The sequence below is a fragment of the Amycolatopsis sp. NPDC005003 genome (assembly GCF_053600695.1).
Genome location: NZ_JBSGAI010000067.1, coordinates 20,749 through 37,277, shown reverse-complemented (window position 1 = coordinate 37,277; position 16,529 = coordinate 20,749). Strand labels below are relative to the sequence as shown.

Here is a 16,529-nt window from a genome sequence, read left to right as displayed (position 1 = left end):
TTCCAGACGAGGGTGAGGAGGGCGTCGAGGTCGTCGGGGGTGGGTGGGCCGGTGCGGGTGGGGATGCGCTGGGCGAAGTCGGCGTTGTGGAGGAGCCCGAAGTCGGGGTTGTTGACCAGTTCGTGTTCCTGGCGTTCCCGCAGGGCTTCGACGGTGAGGCGGAGTTGTTGTTCGATCTGGTTCATGGGCTGGTTGTAGAGGTCGGCGACGCGGGAGTGGACGCGCAGGACGGTTTGGGCGACGGAGAGTTCGTATTCGCGGGGGCGGGCTTCGTAGTCGACGAAGGTGGCGGGGAGGAGGGGTTCGCCGTCGTGGCCGGAGGCGAGGGAGATTTCGGCTTCGCCGTGGTCGTTGCTGGCCGCCGCGCCGCGGGCCCGGTAGTCCGCCAGATGCGCCTGCAGCGTCTCGGATCGGGTGAGGATGTCGTCGAAGGCGGTTCGCGGCAGGGTGAGGACGGTGCAGGTGGTGACGGCTTTGGCGGTGTATTCCCAGATGCCGTCGCTGTCGAGGAGGGCGTGGTCGCCGAAGTGGTCGCCGTCGGCGAGGGTGCCCAGGACGACCTGGTCGCCGTAGGCGCCGGTGCCGATCTTGGTGATCTTGCCGTGGGCGAGGAGGTAGACCTGGTCGGCGGGGGAGCCGAATTCGACGAGGGCGTCGCCGGGGGCGTATTCGTGTTGGGTGAAGCGGTCGGCGAGTTCGGTGAGGACGTCTTCGTCGGTGTAGCCGCGGAGCGGGGCGAGTTCGCCCAGCTCTGGGGGAATGACGCGGACTTGGGTGCCGGTGGTGGTGAAGGTGACGCGTCCGTCGCCGACGGCGTAGCTCAACCGCCGGTTGACTCGGTAGGCGCCGCCGGAGACTTCGACCCAGGGCAGGAGTTTGAGCAGCCAGCGGGAGGAGATGCCCTGCATCTGCGGGACGGACTTGGTCGTGGTGGCCAGGGTCCGGGCCGCGGCCCGTCCGAGGCTCGACGGCGCCTGCTGCTCGGATTCCACCGGGTCGGTGACAGTCACAACGAAACCCCCATCACTGGTAGCGCGGATTGGTGGCGTGCCAGGTGAAGCCGCCGCCCATCCAGGAACGGACACCCACGAGGAAGCGCTGCAGCTCCGGCGACGGCACGGCCAGCAGCTCCCGATGGCCGTCCTCGAACTCGTGGACGATCTTGTTGTGCAGCTCGACGGTGGCTTCCACCGCCTCGTCGACCGGGCAGCCCCGGTCGGCGGCGATCTGCAGCACCATGTTGCAGACCGGCTTCTCGTCGGCCGCGTCCTTGGCCACCGAGTGCAGGTCGTTGACCAGCACCGACGCCGTCCCGGCCCGCATCATCGCCTCGCGCACGCGCGGGTCGTAGTAGAACGGGGCGGCCAGCTCGTAACCGCCGACGGCGTCGACGAGGGTCATCGACGTGTAGAAGCTGTCGTGCTGGCGGGCCGCCAGGTACTCCCACGCCGGCGGGTACTGCCCGGTGTGGCGCCACGCGGCGTAGGCGTCCCAGCTGACGAACATCGAGAACGTCGCGTAGCAGACCCGCTGCACGAGCACCGGCGAGCCGTGCCGGCCCAGGTGGTCGATCGCCGAGTGCAGCCCGACCAGGATCGGGTCGCGGCGCAGCGCTTCTTCCAGCGGGGCGGTGAACTCCCCGGCCGGGGCGACCGGGTCCATCGCCGCCATGACCAGCGCCAGCCGCGGCGGGAGCTCGGTGGGCGCCGCGCCGAGCGTGCTGTCGTCGGCGTAGTAGTCGTCGGCCGCCCACCAGACCGCGTTGAGCTGCGCCGCGACCAGCAGCCGGTCCGGGTCGTCGCAGTCGGTGTGGGCGAGCATCACCAGCCGGCCGAACCCGGCGCCGGCGATCTGTTCCAGGCCCTTGCCGGTGAACCCGCAGTCCGCCGCCCAGGCGACCAGCCGCCGGTCGACCTCCGCGGCCAGTCCGTCGTCGACGCGGCCCTGGACCGGGCAGTACAGCGGTGGCGCGCTGCCGTCACCCCACGGCAGGTACGCGTACGACGGGACCGGCCCGGCCGGCGGCGCGAACCGGGTCGCGATCCGCGCCGCCGACGTCCCGAGCCCGAACGGCACCGACGGGGCGCCACCGGCGGTCCACTGTGGACAAATACTGCTCTCCCCGGTCACCTCGCCCGCCTCAGACGCGGTCGGCGGCGATCAGCAGGTAGTGGAAACTGCCTTCGCGGTATGCGGTCAGGAACGGCTTTTCGACCCCGGTGGCGACCGACGACTTCTCCCGCAGCTCCCAGTAGGGGATCGTCGCCGCGGTCAGGTCGACGACGTTGATCGGCACGAACCCGTTGGCGGCCATGGCCTTGAAGTAGTCACCGCGGGCGTGGATGTTGCAGATGTAGTGCTGGTCGATCTGGCTCACCGCGCGCGACCGGCCGCCCGTCACATCGTTGTAGCACCCGGTGATCGTCACGTACCGGCCGCCGGGCTTGAGCTGCCGCGCGTGCTCGGCGAACAGCTCGTTCAGGTCCACGTACATCGTGCTCTCGTTGTTCCAGATGCCCTGGAACACCCCGGATTCGAACCCGGTGTCGAGCATGTTCTTCAGGTGGTAGCGCACCGAGCCGTCGATCCCGCGCTGCCGCACGTGCGCGTTGGCGAACCCGACCTGCTGCTCCGAAATGGAGATGCCGTCGACCTGGCAGCCGAACCGCAGGTGGGCCATGACGCTCGTGCCGCCGCGGCCGCAGCCGGCGTCGAGCAGCCGGTCTTCCGGCGTGATCGGGCCGAGGTGGTCGAGGAGGACGTCCGCCTGCGCGGTCTCGAGCCGGTGCATCTCCGCGATGATCGCTTCGTCGCGCCGGTCGGCCGGGGTTTCCAGCACGGCCGGGTCGTAGTCGCCGAGGCCGTAGTGGTGGTGGTAGAGGCCGTCGACGTCGCCCAGCCGGAGGTTCACCGGATCCTTCTCCGCGTTCCAGTAGTCGGCGACCGACTGCTGGTACGCGGTGCGGGTCACGGGCTTCTCGAGAGCGGTCATCGATGGCACTCCTCGTCGTTTCCTTGACAGCAAAGGGAATCGATTCCCTTGTTGATGACGCTAGTGGCGGGAGTTTCGCAGGGACAAGAAGATTCACTCGCGGTTCGTGGTCGTTGCCCGTCCGGCCCAGCGGGACACGCGCCACAGGTGGCCGGGGCCGGTGCGCCGACCCCCGTTGGAGATCGCGCTCGCCACTACCGGGTGACGAAGCGCGACAGCCTGTGTCAGGTGATTTCGAGGGTGCCGAGCGGCAGGACCGTTGCGGTACCGGCTTCCGCCCCATCACACACCTTTCCCGAGGGTTCAGTGCGGCTCCGTGACCCACGGGTTGGGGCGGCAGACGGCCCCGTCGGGCCGGACCTTCGCGGCGGCACCGGGTTCGGCGCGGTTGAGGTCCGCGAGGTAGGTGTTGGAGAGCCCGAAGGTCTGCTGCATCATCACCGGCGCCGGTGCCCCCGGGGCGGGGCAGCCGACGTGGCCGAGGCCGAGGGCGTGGCCCATCTCGTGGTTGATGGCGTAGGCGCGGTAGCCGGTCAGGTCGCCGTCGTAGGAGTGGGCGCCGCGGAGCCACCGGGCGAGGTTCACGACGATCCGGTGGTCGCGGGACAGGCGGCAGGAGGAGTCGAAGGGGATGCGGAAACCGCAGAGGCCGGGCCGCCGGGCGGTGCCGGGACTGGTCAGGCTGATCCGCACATCGGGCTCGGCGCCGGCATCGCCGAGCCGCCGGAAGGTGACGGTACCGAGCCCGGTCCACCCCCGCGGATCGGCGAGGATGGTGTCGACGTCGTGCCCGAAGGAGGCGAGCTCGACGCCGCCTTCGACTTCGACGGTGTAGGTGAGCAGCTTTTCGCCGGTGCCGATGTCCTGCCCGCCGCCGGGGAGGACGCGCCAGGTACCGTCGCCGCCTTCGGTGACCGGCACGCCTTCGGGCAAGGCGGCGGGTTCGGCCGCGGGTTTCGGCGGCGAGCTCTTGGTGAAGGGCGCGGCCGAGGCGAAGCCGGAAATCCGCCGGGGCTGCGCGGCTTCGGGGGTGAGAAGAAGGGCAAGAGCAAGGGCAACGGCGAAAACGAGCACGGCGGGCGGCCACCAGGCGGCTTGGGCGGGTTCGGGGGCCGGGGTTGCCGGGGGTGGGGCCGGTGGCTCGAGGGTGGTGGTGCGGGCCCGGGGAACCCGCGGGGCCGGCGGGCCGACCGAGATCGCGGGGGCGACGGAGCTGGTGTGGGGCCGCGGGGCGGAGCGGGGTATCGGGGTGGGGTGTCCGGTCGAGGTGGTCGGCTCGATTTCCGGGGCTGGCGGGAGAGTCCCCGCACGAACCGACGCGGTGGCGGCCGGGGGTTCCGGTGCAGCCGTGGCCGAGGTATGCGGCTCCGTCGCGGACACCGGGCCTGGGCCGGCCGGAGTCGCCGGAGCCGGGGCGGCTTGAGCCGCTGATGGTCCCGGCCTCGATGCCGCCGGGCGAGCCGGGGTGGTGTGAGTCTCGGGGGCTGGTGCTGTGGGGTGGGTCGGTGTGGGCGCCGCAGCCGCCTGAGTATCGCGGGCCGGTGCTGCCGAGCGGCTCGGCGCGGCCGGATTCTCCTCGACCGGAGCCGCCGGAACCACCGGGGCCGCCGGAGTCGCCGGGGCCGCCGGGGCCGCCGGAGTCGCCGGGGCCGCCGGGGCCGCCGGAGTCGCCGGAGCCGTTCGCGCCGCCGGTGGTGGGATGCGGGGCGACCTCGGGGCCGGTGCCCCCTTCTGCTGCGCCGGGCGGCGGCGCGGCTGGGGCAGCCAGTCCACCCGGGCCAGGGGGTGGCGTTCAGTAGGCAAGGCCCACGCTCGCACACTCCGGTGCCACCGGGCCCCCGGCCCGCGGGTACGACACCGTCGACGGGTCGCCGTCGGAGGTGTAGCGGTGTCCCGAAGGCGCACCCAGCTCGTCGAGCCAGTGCGTCGATCCGTACCGTGCCTCCGCGCCCGTCGACTGGGAGCGGATCCGGGGGATCGCCGCCGGGTCGAACTCGCCCGAACACGGTGCCGGCGCCGGTGCCGCCCCCACCAGCAGCGCGCCGCCGTATGCGTAGCCCGGTCCCTGCACCGCCAGGCCCGGCCGGTGCGGGCGGCTTCCGTACGGCAGGGCCAGCGTCTTCGGCTGGTAGCCCGGGACCGCCTGGCGGATCAGCGCGTCCTCCTCGGCGATGGCCGCCGTCGCCGCGCTTTCCGTTGCCGTGCGCAGGTTCGTGTGGCGGCGCGTGTGGTTGCCGATCTCGAAGCCGTGGCCGGCGAGCCAGCGCAACGCGCGACCGTCGGGATCGCCGCCGAACGGGTGCTCGTTCACGTACAGGCTCGCCACCGGGCGGAACCGCGGGTGCGCCGCCGCGACGTCCAGGAGGATCCGGATCGCCGTGCCCTGCTCCGGTTGTCCCTGCGGGCTCAGGCGGAACACCGTCGGGTCGCCGTCGTCGAAGGTCAGGACCACCGGGTGCGCGCCCGCCGGGAGGTCGAGCCGGCGCGACACCAGCTCCGCCGTGGTCACCGGCACGTAGTCCTCGGCCGCCAGCCGCTCGAGCTCCGCCGTGAAGTCGGCGGGCGTGCGCTCGTAGACCGACTTCGGCTGCGCCACGAGGCGGTGGTACATGAGGACCGGCACCCGGCCGAGCTCGTCGGCGCCCAGCTGCCGGGCGGCGGCGGGCGTGATGCGCGCGGGCGCGGCGGCGGGCGCCGGACGCGGCGGTGACGGCGAGGGGACCGCGGGCGCGGGGCCGCCGCAGGCCGCCAGCGTGAGGACAGCGGTGAACCCGAGGCGGAAAAGGCAACGCATGCCCGAAGTGTGCGTCCGTGCCGCCGTCGCCGCGGGCCGGGCCACCGGGTCGGGTGAGCCCGGAATTGCGCTTCGCCGCAAGGAAAGCCGCGTTTCCGCAGGCCGGAGCCGGGAGCCCGGGAACCGCCCCGGCACGATGCGGTGATCGCCGGAAACCGGGTTTGCCGGTGATCACCGGCGGGTATTTCCCCGCGATGGTCCCGAAAAAGGCGGTCGCCGCCGAACGAACCTTCGATCGACGCCTGGTCCTCACCGCCGCTCTCGCGGGCTTCGCCACGAGCGCGTGCGGCGCGCTGCAGCGGGGGAAGGCGCTGGCCGTGCCCGCCCCGGCCCCCGCCGCCGTCGCGGCCACACCCCCACCACTGCCCCCGAACCCGCTCGAAAAAGGCCTGCTGGTCGGCTTTTGCGGAGCTCCGGGCGCGAAGGCGCTCGGCCGCATGACGGGTGACCTCACGGAAGCGAGCCGTGCGCTGCGCCGCCAGATCGAGGCGTTCCCGCCGGGACGTCCGGTCATCCCGGTGGTCGAGCTGATCGCCACCACCGTGCACCGCTCGCCCGGCGAGGACGGCATGTTCCGCAGCCGCTGCGAGGACTCGACCGTGCGTGCGTACCTCGACGCCGCGCGGGCGCTGAACGGCCTGCTGCTGCTGAACATCCAGCCCGGCCGGGCCGACTTCCTGCCCGAGGTCCAGGCCTACGAGCGCTGGCTGACCGAGCCCGACGTCGGCGTCGCCCTCGACCCCGAGTGGGCGGTGGAACCGGGCGTCGTCCCGGGCAAGAAGTTCGGGCGCACGACCGGCGCCGAGCTCGACGGCGTCGCCCGCTACCTCGGGGCCCTGGCCGACGCGCACCGCCTGCCCGCCAAGGTGATGGTCTACCACCAGGTCGCCGCGTCCGTGGTGCGTGACGAGCAGGACCTGCTTGCCCATCAAGGGGTCTCGGTCGTCAAGGTGGTCGACGGCATCGGTTCGGCCGCCGCGAAGAAGGCGACCTGGAAGACGCTGATGACGACCATGCCCGCCCACGTGCGGCCGGGCTTCAAGCTGTTCTTCGAGGAGGACACCCGCCGCGGCGCGAACCTGATGACCCCGGCCGAAGTCCTGGTGCTGAGCCCCACGCCCGCCTACGTCGTCTACGAATAGCCTGGCTGGGGAGCGAAAGCCCGGTGCGTCCGCCGCACCGGGCTTCTTCGTGCACTGTCGCGGCCGCGGACGACGAAAGCCCGGCGCGGGTGGGAAATCCGCGCCGGGCCGTCGCCGGCTTGTCCGTCCGGGGTGCCGGCCGGCTCAGCCGACCGGGACGGGCAGCCCGCCGAGAAGGTCGTTCACCAGTGCGGAAAGGCTGATCAGCACCCGCTGCAGCAACGCGTTGAGCAGCGCCGAGACCGGCGGCAGCGACTGGCGGGAGGCCAGCTGGCCGGCGAGTTCGTCGACGCCCTTGCGCGCTTCGGCGTTGTCCTTCTGCGCTGTGGCCGCGCTGTCCTTGGCCGCGGCCTGGATCGTGTACCGCTTGCCCTGGGCCAGATCCGACAGCAGCGGATCGAGGCGGCCGAGGGTGGCCTGCGTGCCGGGCACGTCCCCGTTGTCCGCCCGTGCGGCCAGCTGGTCGCGCAGGCCCTTGACCTCCGCCGCGGCGCTGGTGGTGCTCGACGATCCGCTGCCACCGGGCCCGCCCGCCGTCGCCACCCCCACTCCCGTCAACGTCACCGCGGCCGCGGTGACGAACACCGTGAGCGCTCGGGTCAGTGCACTTTTCATGTCGTACTCCTCCGGAGATTGTGCGATGCCGACTGCGATCATGGTGAGCGCCGATCGGCGATAACGCGAGCGGATGTCCGGGTGGGGCGGCGCCGGTTGATTTCACTCGGTGTGCGGCCTCGCGAGTTCCCCGGAACAAACATCGACATCGCGTGAAGGGCCTGTTCGGCGCTTTTTCGCATCGGCTACGTTGTGTGACACCACCACTCGTCCGTGTCGGACGGTTACGGTATCCGGCTGAATCGGCCGGATTTTCTTTACCGAAGGTGCGAGCGGTCTCGGCCCCGGGGAAGACCGGATGATCACCCGATCGTGAGGTTTAAGGGGAGAAAGAATGGGTAATCATGCGCATTTGTCCGAGGTGGGGAAAGCCACTCTTAAGTAGGGTACGGTGCGAAAACACTTCTTGCGCGGCGAGTGCCTCGCTAATCTGGGTGGCGGTTGCAGGGCCGGTTTTTCCGGCCGTTACTGTGGCCTCCTCGGTGCCGAGACCTGACAACTGGGCGCCATTCGGAGAGAAGGAAACGCAGAACGTCCCGACGCTGACGGCGCCGGGACGTTCTGCGCGAAGAGGAGGGAATCGCGGTGCGGGGCACCAGGGTCACTCGGGCGGCCGGCGGGAGCCGGCGGTGCGGGATCTGCGGTGCTCGGACACCGGGTGGCGCCCCAGTGCCCGGCGGGGACCGGCTTGGCGACGTCGCCGGTCTTCAGGTGCCCGGCAGGTTCTGCCGCGGCGGGGCTATCGGCTTTGATGCGCCCGGCGGGGACCGACCCGGCGACGCGACCGATCTGCAAGTGCCCGGTGGGGACCGGCCCGGCCATGCCTCCGCTCGTCAGGCGCCCGGCGGGTTCCGCCGCGGCTCCGCCGGCGGGTATGCGTTCGCGGGCGGCGGTGTCGCCCCCGCGGCCGGGTACCCCGCCATCGCTCCCGGCTTGGGTCCGCGCCGCACCAAGCCCGCCAACCCCAGCAGTCCGACCAGGCCGAGCAGGCCCCACAGGCCGTTGTCGTCGTTGTCGTCTCGGCTGTTGTCGCGGTTCGTGCCGTCGTCGTCCGTCTGCTGGTGCCACGCGGGTGCCGAGAACTCCGGTGCCGCCGAAGCCGGCATCGCCCCCGTCAGCGCGAACGCCGCCGCCGCGATGCCGGCGCAGCACAGCTTGCCTGCCTTGTGGTTCATCCCGGTTCTTCCTTCCGTTGCGGAAATCGGTTCCCCCCGGCGTACCCCCGCCGGCCGCATCCACTCCCGCTGTCACGGGAACGGGCTAAGCCGCCAGGGGTCGTTCCCCGGCGCCGGTCCGGCCTTTGTAAGATCGCTCCCGGTTCAAGACGGAGCCGTGCAGGGACGCGTCGCGTGCGCTCGTCCGCCTCCGGCCGTCCCTCCCCTTCGCAAGCGCAGCAGCGCATCCGAGCCGGGCCATACCGTCCACTGCCGTGGACCGGGGGAGGAATGAACACTGAACTCGTCGTCGCGCCACTGGGCGCGACGTACACGCCACGCCTCATCTGCACCACCGGCGACCGTCTGATCCACCCGGCGGACGGCCGCAACGACCTCGCCAGGATCGTCGTGCGCTGGGCCCGCGCCTGGGTGCCGGAAACCTGGCCCGCCCGCCAGTACTTCGCCGCGCTGGGCATCGGTGACGACGAAAACCCTTGCTACCGCGACGAAGACGTCGCCGGGTGGCACCTTCTGCAGCCTCGGCCGGACTCACTCGCGTGGCGGGTGCGGTCGGGCGAGATCGACGTGACCACCGCGCTCACGGCCGAAGCCGAGGCCTGGCCCGAATAAGGGATTCCCGCGAAAGAGCTCTGCGCCACCCGGTGCAGGGCTCTTTGGCGTGCCCGGAAACATTCCTTGCCCCGCAAGCGATATCCGGAGACGACGGCCGGGAAAGCCTGGCAGCAAACAGAACCCGGCTAACCCGTTCGGGTCACACCCGGCGCGGTCAGCGGCTCGCGGTACCCACACGATGGTGGCACGAAGTGGAAACGGCGCCGCGGCATCAGTACGTTTCCCTCACACGGGACGGAGAGCACACCTTCACTGCCGTCCCGTTCTCCGAAAAATCTCTCTCCGAGGAGCAATCCATGCTGAAGAAGATCGGCTTCGTCACGGCCACCGCGGCGGCCGGCGCGTTCCTGGCCGCCGGCGTCGCCGCGGCCGGCACCCCGGACGGCCACCACCACGGCCACCACGGCCACCACCACGGCGGCTACGACTACACCGGCCAGGTCGGCCTGGTGAACCTGAACAACACCGACGTGCTGCACAACGTCAACGGCACGCTCGGCGTGTGCGGCAACAACGTCAACGTGCTCGGCGTCCAGGTGCCGGTGCAGGACTCGCTCAACGGCATCGGCGTGCCGATCCTGTCGCCGGGCTCGCACGAGGCCAGTGGCGAGAACCCGGAAAACTGCGCCTCGGGCGGCCTGTCCGACGGCGGCACCAGCCAGGGTCACTGAGTTTCCGTGCCCGGAGCCGCCCGTGCGTGCGGAAGCCGGCTCCGGGCACGGGAAAACGGTCGCCGGCGCCGGCGCCGCACCGCGCGCCCGGAACACGGAGCGAGCTGCACACTCCGGTTCCGCGTTCCGGGCACGCCGCGACGCCGGACGGCGCCGACCCGGGTGGGACCGGCCACGACGCTGGAGAAGTGCGCCGGTCCCACCCGGCCTGACCGCACCCTAACGGACTTTTCCGGGCCCGGCGAACCGGAGCCGGGCCCGTTCCCTTTTCCCCGATCCCCCGCCGGGCTCCTCCGGCGGGTTCTCAGAAGGAGTATTTTTCTCGTGATCAAGCAGCTCGGCTTCGTCGCCACCGCTCTCGCCGCCGGGATGGCGGTGCTCGGCGGATCCGCGTCCGCGGCCAACGTCACCGTCGCCGGTCACCCGGTCGACTCCACCGACCAGTTCGGCCTCGTCGGCAACGTGCAGAACCTCGACGCGGTGCACAACCTGAACGTCGTTGGCGGCGTGTGCGACGACAACGTCAACGTCCTCGGCGTCCAGGTGCCGGTCCAGGACACCGCCAACGGCATCGGCGTGCCGGTGCTCTCCCCGGGCGAGCACGAGGCCGATGGCCAGAACCCGAGCAACTGTGCCGCCGGTGAGATCGCCGACGGCGGGACCGCCCAGGGCAACTGACCCTCCCGGTCGGACCGCCGCGCGGGGCGCGCCCCGCGCGGCGGTTTCTCATGTCCGGTCGAGCCGGTGCAGGGCCACTTCCCGCACGACGAGCAGCACCGCGGCCGCGACCGGCACCGCGACGAACGCGCCGACGACGCCGAGCAGCTCGAACCCGACCAGCACCGCGACCACGGTGACGAGGGCGGGGATCCGGACGGCCCGGCCGACGATCTTCGGCAGCAGCACGTAGTCCTCCACCACCCGGTAGCCGGCGAAGAAGCCGAGCGTCGCGAGCCCGACGGGCACCGAAACGGTGAGCGCGACGAGGGTGGTCCCGGCGCCGGCCGCCACCGAACCCGCGACCGGCACCAGGTCGAGCACAGCGACGAGCACGGCCAGCACGAGCGGGTAGGGCACGCCGAACGCCCACAGCCAGGCGAAGGTCGCCGCGCCCGCGATCAGCGACACCACGACGTTGCCGACGAGGTACGCGCCCACCTTCCGGAACACCGCGTCGCCGATCAGGATCACCCGCGGCCGGCGCGACCGCGGGGTCAGCCGGTAGAGCGCGGTGCGGATCCGCGGGAAGTCGGCGACGAAGTAGAGGGCGAGCACCACGACGATCACGGCGTCGCCGAGCAGCGCCGCCACCGATTTCGCGACATCGGACAGCTGGACGGACCGGACGGCGGCCTCGAGGCCGAAGGTCTCGTTGGCCCGGCCGAGCAGGGTTCCGTGGTCGCGCAGCAGCGTCAGGTAGCGCGGTGCGCCGTCCTGCAGCTGCGTCGCCTGGCCGGCCAGGGGAACGGCGGCCGCGGCGATGGCGCCGCCGAGGACGGCCAGCCCGGTCACGACGACCACGGCGGCGGCGAGCGCGCGGGGCACCCGGCGGGCGAGGCGGGCGGTCACCGGCTCGAGCCCGACGGCGAGGAAGAACGCGATGCCGATCAGCAGCAGCACGCCGGAGGCCGCGAGGAGGAGTTCGACGACCGCGATCGTGACGACGACCCCGGCCGCGGCGAGCAGTCCGGTGAAGAACGGCGAGCGGCGGTCGAGCGGTTTTCCCGGCGCTCCCAAGGGTTTCTCCTGCCGGGCCGCCGCGCCCTCGGCCTCGGCGACGGGATTTCCGGCGCGGTGGGCCCCGCGGCCGCTCGTTGCGTGCATGAGTCGGCGGCTACCCCCGGCCGGCGCGAACGAATCCACCCGATCCGGGCGCACGGGCAGGTCCACGCTTCCCGGTGACGGCGGCCGCCTGCCGTTGCCGGATTCGCTGCGGTGTCGGCAAAATCGCCTATGCGCTTCAAGGATCTTCTGCTCGTTCCGGTGGTCGCCGTCGTGGCCGCGTTCACGGTCGCGCCGGAAGCGGCGGCCGCCGGTGCGCCGCGGCTGCTGGTCGACCAGGACTTCCCCGATCCGGATGTCGTCAAGACGGCTTGGGGCTACTTCGCGTTCGCGACGGGCGCGAAGGAAACACGGATCCGGATGGCCGGTGCCGCCGCGCCGGAGGGGCCTTGGCGCGTCGCCGGGGACGCGCTCGGAGCCGGGCCCGCGTGGGCGAAGCCGGACGGCGGGTTCTGGGCGCCGGACGTCACCCAGCTGCCGGACGGCACGTTCGTGCTGTACTTCGCGGCGGCGCGGACCGCAGGCGGCGAGATGTGCCTCGGTGCGGCGACCGCGAAAAGGGCTGAAGGACCGTACACCCCGGCCGGCGACCGCCCGCTGGTGTGCGAGCCCGGCGATCACGGGGACATCGACCCGCAGACGTTCGTGGACACGGACGGGTCACGCTATCTGCTCTACAAGAGCAACGGCGCGGCGACGGGGCCGCCGTCGGCGATCTGGGCGCAGAAGCTGCAGGCCGACGGGCGTACCTTCGCCGGTCCGCGCACCGAGCTGTTGCGGGCGGACCTGACGGCCGAAATGTCGGTCGTCGAGGCGCCTTCGGTGGTCAAGGCCGGGTCGAAGTACCTGCTGTTCTACTCGGCGGACACGTTCGACAGCACGGGATACCACACGGGTTACGCCTCGGCGCCGACCGTGGGCGGCGCGTTCGTGAAGGCGGACGGCAAGTTCCTGACGACGGACCTGCTCGGCGGCAAGGTGGACGCCCCGGGCGGCGCGGACGTGGTGGACGACCACATCTTCTTCCACGGCTGGCTGGGCGGCGGCCGCGCGGCGCGGGGCCTGTATTCGCTGCCGATCACGTTCCCCGATGACGTGCCGCGGCTGGGGTGACGGCGTCACCCGTCCGGGTAGCGCTCGGTTGGGCCGCCCGGGGGCCGGATATCCGGGAGCGAGGGAACGGAGGAGCGAGATGACGGTGTGGTGGGGATTGGCGGGCTTGCTGGGGCTCCTGGGGTTGTGCGGTTTGCTCCGGAGCCATCGCGCCGACGGAACGGCGGTCGAGGACGACCCGCTGGCGCGCTACCCGGCGGCCCGGGAGCCGGCGACGCCGAACGCGGACGCGGCGCACACGCCGCTGATGACGCCGGCGATCACACCGGAGATGCTGGCTCGGCCCCCGCTGCCACGGCCGGAGTCGCCAAGGCCGGCTTCTCCGCGGTCGGAGGCGGCGGTGCCGGAGTCGGGGCGGATGGCGGGGGAGATTCCGGCGCCGCGGCCGCAGTCGGGTGGGGTGGCGGTGCCGGAGGGCGCGCCGGGCGGGGTTCCCACGATGCCGCAGGGCGAGGTGCAGCCGGAAGCTTCGGGTGCGCCGGTTCGGGCGGAGCGGGCGCCGGCCGCGGTTTCGGCGAGGCCGCAGGGCATGGCGCAGCGGGCGGCCGGGTCGGAGCCGAGGGCTGCCGGTTCGCCGGTCCCCGCGCAGCAGGCTGCGGCTGCCGCTCCGCCGGCCGTGGCGCAGCCGGTCGCCGAATCGGCGCCCGAGCCGGTTTTCCCTGCGGCGCAGGAACAGCCGGTCGAGGTGGGAACTCCGCAACCGCCGGTCGACGGGCGAGCTCCGCAACCCTGGACTGAAGAGGTTCCTCAGCAGAAGCACGCGCTTCGGGCCGAGGAACCCATCCGAGAACCCCCGACCGAAAACCCGCCGCCGCCGGACCGGAACCCCGGTGGGCTCGTCGGCAGGCTCAAGCGGCTCCTGGGGCGCACCTGACCGTCACCCCAGCGGGGCGCTCTCCTTGCCCAGCCCGGCCAGCAGGTCCCCGTGCTCCTCGATCCGGTCCAGCACCTCGTCCGCCGTGAAGGTCAACTGCGTCACGTGACCGCAGGCGCGGACCTCGTCCCACGTCACCGGCGTGGACGCCGTCGGGTGGTCGCGGCCGCGCAGCGAATACGGGGCCACCGTGGTCTTGGCCGGGTTGTTCTGGCTCCAGTCGATGAACACCCGGCCCGTGCGCCGGGCCTTCGCCATCACCGCCGTCACCGACTCCGGTGTCTCCGCCGCCAGGCGCTGGGCGAGCCGCTTCGCGTACGCCGACGGTGCCGCCGGGTCCTCGGTGCGGATTCCGCAGTACAGCTGCATCCCCTTCGAGCCCGACGTCTTCGCGTACGGCGTCAGCCCGTCCGCCACCAGGACGTCGTGGAGGCGCTCCGCCACCCGGCAGCAGTCCACGATCGTCGTTCCCGGGCCCGGGTCCAGGTCGAACACGAGGCGATCCGGGAGCTGCCGGGCGCCCGACTCCACCGTCCACTGGGGAACGTGCAGCTCCAGCGCCGCCATGTTCGCCGCCCACACCAGACCCGGGAGGTCGTCCAGCAGCGGGTAGTCGATCGTGCCGCCGGTGCCCGCCAGGCGCACCGTGCGCAGCCAGGCCGGGGCGCCCTTCGGGACGTTCTTCTCGAACCACTTCTGGCCGTCGACGCCGTTGGGGTAGCGGATGAACGTGACCGGCCGGCCCGCGAGGTGCGGCAGCAGCACCGCCGCCACGCGGGAGTAGTAGTTGATCACCTCGCCCTTGGTGAACCCGGCCGCCGGGTACAGCACCTTGTCCAGGTTGGACAGCGTGAGCCGCCGGTTGCCCGCCTGGACGGTGATCCGCTGACCCGCCGGTTCGGTCGGGGCCGGGGGTGGCGCGACGTCGCCGGGTTCGTGCGGAACCGCGCGCGGCGCCAGGACTTCGGCCGGCTCCTTGTCGTGGCGCAGCCCCCGCCAGGCCGTGTGGCGGACCCGGCCGCCGCGGGTGAACTGGCGGTAGACGATCTCGCCCACCAGGCGCGGTTCGACCCAGCGGGCGCGGACGATGTCCTCCCGCGGCGGGGTCGTCACGAACGGGTGCGTGCGCCGCTCGATGGCCTGCAGCTGCGCCTGCAGCTCGGCCCGGCTCGCCTGGCTGAACCCGGTGCCGACGTCGCCGATGTAGACGAGGTCGCCGGTGGCCGGGTCGTGGGCGCCGAGCAGCAGCCCGCCGAGGGTGCCGGTGAAGCTGCGCTGGCCGGGCCGCCAGCCGCAGACGATCACCTCCTGGGTGCGGACCAGCGGGTGCTTGAGCCACGAATCCGGCCGCTGCCCGGGGTGGTAGGCCGACGAACGCAGCTTCGCGACGACCCCCTCGTACCCGGCGGACGCGGCGTGCGCGAGGAAGTCCGCGGGCGTGCGGCGGTCGGCGGCGAGCTCGTCGAAGGTGACCGCGCGGACCACCGAAACGCGGTACGGATCGGGCATCGGCAGCTCGGCCAGCAGGCCCCGGCGCTCGTCGTACGGTGCGGACAGCAGGCTGGCGTCCCCGAGCCTGAGCAGGTCGAAGGCCAGGAACCGGACCGGGACGTCCTTGAACTCGAGCCCCTTCGGCCCGCTCTGGTGCCGGACGTAGCGGCCGCGCCGCTCCTGCATCCGCTCGAAGTCGATCCGGCCGTCTTCGCCGTAGACGACGACCTCGCCGTCCAGGTAGGCGGCGCGGCCGTCCAGTGCCGGGGCGAGCACGCCCTCGAGGTCGGCGAACTCCGCGGTGAAGTCGATGTTGTTGCGGCTGGTGAGCACCGTCGTGCCGTCCGGGGCGATCCGCATCGCCGCCCGGTAACCGTCCAGTTTGTACTCGTAGGCCCACTCCGGGCCGCTGCGCAGCCGGCCGCCGTCGGCCTTGGCGAGCATCGGCTCCAGCCAGGCCGGGACGAGAGATGCGTCGTCTGCCGCCATTTCGGACCTCCGTCACCTTCTGTGCACAAGGTAACCCGGTTGGCCTAGATTAGCCGGATTTGCGCAGGTGAAAGCGGGCGTGAACGCCTGTTCGGCACGCCGTCACGCCGGCAGGAAGTCGTCGACCGCCCGGCGCAACGTGGTGCGCACCTCGTCGGCGTCGTCGAGTTCGCCGCCGTGCAGGGCGCCGTCGCGCAGCAGGACGAGCACGCGCGCCGCGTGGTCCGGTTCCGGGTGGCCGAGGGTGGCGACCTCCTCGCGCAGGACGTCGAAGAACCACTGCCGGTGGTCGTCGATCACCTGGCGCACCCGGCTCTCCGGATCGGGGTACTCGGCGGCGGCGTTGAGGAACTGGCAGCCGCGGAAGTCCGGCCCGCAGGTCGCGTCGCCGACGACCGCCATGGTTTCGGCGAGCGCCTCGCGCGGGGGCCGGCCCGCCCGCGCCGCGGCGACGGCCGCGCGGATCTGCCGGCTGGTCTCGGCGAGGTAGGCCGCGACCAGGTCGTCTTTCGTGGGGTAGTGGCGGTAGAAGGTCGCCCGGGTCACGGCCGCCTCGGAAACCAGGCGTTCCACCCCGACGGCGTGGATGCCTTCGGCGTAGAACAGCCGGGCGGCGGTCGCGAGCAGCCGGTCCTTCGGGTGCGGCTCGGCAGTCGTCATCCCCTCAGCTTAGAGAAAGACCGATCGTTCTGCCAGATCGGCTTCGTCACATTGCGACGGCGGCCCGGGAGGTCCAGAGTAGCTACCAGAAAGACCGATCGTTCTCTCGAAGGAGC

15 protein-coding genes are annotated in these 16,529 nt (G+C 72.2%); 5 read left to right on the top strand and 10 right to left on the bottom strand.

What is annotated here, in order from left to right; all coding sequences use genetic code 11:
- The 5 genes from ACWED2_RS44315 to ACWED2_RS44295 all read right to left on the bottom strand — a co-directional run.
- A partial coding sequence (locus tag ACWED2_RS44315) for a family 2B encapsulin nanocompartment shell protein (RefSeq protein WP_449696514.1) occupies positions 1 to 1,010 on the bottom strand: 1,010 nt, incomplete at its 3' end.
- A 13-nt stretch (positions 1,011 to 1,023) separates the two neighbouring features.
- Positions 1,024 to 2,130 carry a family 2 encapsulin nanocompartment cargo protein terpene cyclase gene (locus tag ACWED2_RS44310; protein WP_449696513.1) on the bottom strand — a complete coding sequence of 369 codons (1,107 nt, stop codon included), beginning with the start codon at positions 2,128 to 2,130 and terminating at the stop codon, positions 1,024 to 1,026.
- 10 nt (positions 2,131 to 2,140) lie between these two features.
- Positions 2,141 to 2,992: a geranyl diphosphate 2-C-methyltransferase gene (locus tag ACWED2_RS44305; protein ID WP_449696512.1), complete on the bottom strand. Its 852-nt coding sequence runs from the start codon at positions 2,990 to 2,992 to the stop codon at positions 2,141 to 2,143.
- Between the two features lie 303 nt (positions 2,993 to 3,295).
- A complete protein-coding gene (locus tag ACWED2_RS44300) occupies positions 3,296 to 4,066 on the bottom strand; it encodes a DUF3152 domain-containing protein (protein ID WP_449696511.1) in 771 nt (256 codons plus the stop codon).
- 718 nt (positions 4,067 to 4,784) lie between these two features.
- Entirely contained in the window at positions 4,785 to 5,786 is a 1,002-nt protein-coding gene (locus ACWED2_RS44295) for a polysaccharide deacetylase family protein (protein WP_449696510.1), read from the bottom strand.
- A gap of 194 nt (positions 5,787 to 5,980) precedes the next feature.
- Between ACWED2_RS44295 and ACWED2_RS44290 the strand changes: the two genes are divergently transcribed.
- Positions 5,981 to 6,928: a hypothetical protein gene (locus ACWED2_RS44290; RefSeq protein ID WP_449696509.1), complete on the top strand. Its 948-nt coding sequence runs from the start codon at positions 5,981 to 5,983 to the stop codon at positions 6,926 to 6,928.
- A gap of 144 nt (positions 6,929 to 7,072) precedes the next feature.
- Here the strand turns inward: ACWED2_RS44290 and ACWED2_RS44285 are convergent, their stop codons facing one another.
- Positions 7,073 to 7,543, bottom strand: coding sequence for a hypothetical protein (locus ACWED2_RS44285; RefSeq protein WP_449696508.1), 471 nt, complete (start codon positions 7,541 to 7,543; stop codon positions 7,073 to 7,075).
- Positions 7,544 to 8,376: 833 nt separating this feature from the next.
- On the bottom strand, positions 8,377 to 8,718 hold the full coding sequence (locus tag ACWED2_RS44280; protein WP_449696507.1) for a WGxxGxxG family protein: 342 nt from the start codon (positions 8,716 to 8,718) through the stop codon (positions 8,377 to 8,379).
- Positions 8,719 to 8,988: 270 nt separating this feature from the next.
- Between ACWED2_RS44280 and ACWED2_RS44275 the strand changes: the two genes are divergently transcribed.
- From ACWED2_RS44275 to ACWED2_RS44265, 3 genes are all read left to right on the top strand, one after another.
- Positions 8,989 to 9,330 carry a hypothetical protein gene (locus ACWED2_RS44275; RefSeq protein WP_410645850.1) on the top strand — a complete coding sequence of 114 codons (342 nt, stop codon included), beginning with the start codon at positions 8,989 to 8,991 and terminating at the stop codon, positions 9,328 to 9,330.
- A gap of 299 nt (positions 9,331 to 9,629) precedes the next feature.
- Positions 9,630 to 10,004 (top strand): hypothetical protein, encoded by a 375-nt coding sequence (locus tag ACWED2_RS44270; protein WP_449696506.1) that lies wholly within the window; start codon positions 9,630 to 9,632, stop codon positions 10,002 to 10,004.
- Between the two features lie 324 nt (positions 10,005 to 10,328).
- Positions 10,329 to 10,682 carry a hypothetical protein gene (locus ACWED2_RS44265; protein WP_449696505.1) on the top strand — a complete coding sequence of 118 codons (354 nt, stop codon included), beginning with the start codon at positions 10,329 to 10,331 and terminating at the stop codon, positions 10,680 to 10,682.
- A 48-nt stretch (positions 10,683 to 10,730) separates the two neighbouring features.
- On the opposite strand, the gene ACWED2_RS44260 is transcribed toward ACWED2_RS44265, so the two are convergent.
- Positions 10,731 to 11,741, bottom strand: a complete 1,011-nt coding sequence (locus ACWED2_RS44260; RefSeq protein WP_449696518.1) for an AI-2E family transporter — start codon at positions 11,739 to 11,741, stop codon at positions 10,731 to 10,733.
- Positions 11,742 to 11,957: 216 nt separating this feature from the next.
- On the opposite strand from ACWED2_RS44260, the gene ACWED2_RS44255 reads away from it, so the two are divergent.
- On the top strand, positions 11,958 to 12,899 hold the full coding sequence (locus ACWED2_RS44255; RefSeq protein ID WP_449696504.1) for a glycoside hydrolase family 43 protein: 942 nt from the start codon (positions 11,958 to 11,960) through the stop codon (positions 12,897 to 12,899).
- Positions 12,900 to 13,776: 877 nt separating this feature from the next.
- On the opposite strand, the gene ligD is transcribed toward ACWED2_RS44255, so the two are convergent.
- Both ligD and ACWED2_RS44245 read right to left on the bottom strand, forming a co-directional pair.
- Positions 13,777 to 15,753 (bottom strand): DNA ligase D, encoded by a 1,977-nt coding sequence (gene ligD / locus ACWED2_RS44250; RefSeq protein ID WP_449696503.1) that lies wholly within the window; start codon positions 15,751 to 15,753, stop codon positions 13,777 to 13,779.
- 102 nt (positions 15,754 to 15,855) lie between these two features.
- Entirely contained in the window at positions 15,856 to 16,413 is a 558-nt protein-coding gene (locus ACWED2_RS44245) for a TetR/AcrR family transcriptional regulator (protein WP_449696502.1), read from the bottom strand.
- Between the last annotated feature and the right edge of the window lie 116 nt (positions 16,414 to 16,529).

Excerpts from the sequence above, each read along its gene's own strand:
- ACWED2_RS44275 (WP_410645850.1), top strand. The coding sequence starts at position 8,989 with ATGAACACTGAACTCGTCGTCGCGCCACTGGGCGCGACGTACACGCCA.
- ACWED2_RS44285 (WP_449696508.1), bottom strand. The coding sequence starts at position 7,543 with ATGAAAAGTGCACTGACCCGAGCGCTCACGGTGTTCGTCACCGCGGCC.
- ACWED2_RS44245 (WP_449696502.1), bottom strand. The coding sequence starts at position 16,413 with ATGACGACTGCCGAGCCGCACCCGAAGGACCGGCTGCTCGCGACCGCC.
- ACWED2_RS44295 (WP_449696510.1), bottom strand. The coding sequence starts at position 5,786 with ATGCGTTGCCTTTTCCGCCTCGGGTTCACCGCTGTCCTCACGCTGGCG.
- ACWED2_RS44305 (WP_449696512.1), bottom strand. The coding sequence starts at position 2,992 with ATGACCGCTCTCGAGAAGCCCGTGACCCGCACCGCGTACCAGCAGTCG.
- ACWED2_RS44270 (WP_449696506.1), top strand. The coding sequence starts at position 9,630 with ATGCTGAAGAAGATCGGCTTCGTCACGGCCACCGCGGCGGCCGGCGCG.
- ACWED2_RS44290 (WP_449696509.1), top strand. The coding sequence starts at position 5,981 with ATGGTCCCGAAAAAGGCGGTCGCCGCCGAACGAACCTTCGATCGACGC.
- ligD (WP_449696503.1), bottom strand. The coding sequence starts at position 15,753 with ATGGCGGCAGACGACGCATCTCTCGTCCCGGCCTGGCTGGAGCCGATG.
- ACWED2_RS44255 (WP_449696504.1), top strand. The coding sequence starts at position 11,958 with ATGCGCTTCAAGGATCTTCTGCTCGTTCCGGTGGTCGCCGTCGTGGCC.
- ACWED2_RS44280 (WP_449696507.1), bottom strand. The coding sequence starts at position 8,718 with ATGAACCACAAGGCAGGCAAGCTGTGCTGCGCCGGCATCGCGGCGGCG.